This window comes from Pseudoalteromonas sp. S3178, assembly GCF_005886985.1.
Classification (GTDB): domain Bacteria; phylum Pseudomonadota; class Gammaproteobacteria; order Enterobacterales; family Alteromonadaceae; genus Pseudoalteromonas; species Pseudoalteromonas carrageenovora.
On sequence record NZ_PNCW01000409.1, the window covers coordinates 1 to 290 of the forward strand.

A 290-nucleotide genomic window follows, 5' to 3' on the forward strand; every position below is an offset into this window, starting at 1 on the left:
GGTCAATACTGAGCTATTTGCAGCCAATGCTTCTACCTTGAGTGCATTGCCTTTTGGGCTGATGCCAAAAGTAAAGTCATTTGCGAGGTGGATAGCATTTGCGGCTGAGCCGCCATTTCCACACAGATACAAAGTACCTCCGTTGTTTTTCATCGTGATTAAGGTATTGACTAAGTGCTTCACTTTAACCCCGTCAAGCTTGCTCAATACTCTGTGCAAAGTCTCAACGTAGTTTTCAGTTAACGACACAATGGGGTCAATTGATGGTAACGGAGTGATGATACTTTGTT

General features: G+C 43.4%; 1 protein-coding gene. It reads right to left on the reverse strand.

Annotation, left to right across the window (positions count from 1 at the left end):
* A partial coding sequence (locus tag CWC11_RS21510; protein ID WP_502704823.1) for an SIS domain-containing protein occupies positions 1–249 on the reverse strand: 249 nt, incomplete at its 3' end.
* Positions 250–290: the final 41 nt, after the last annotated feature.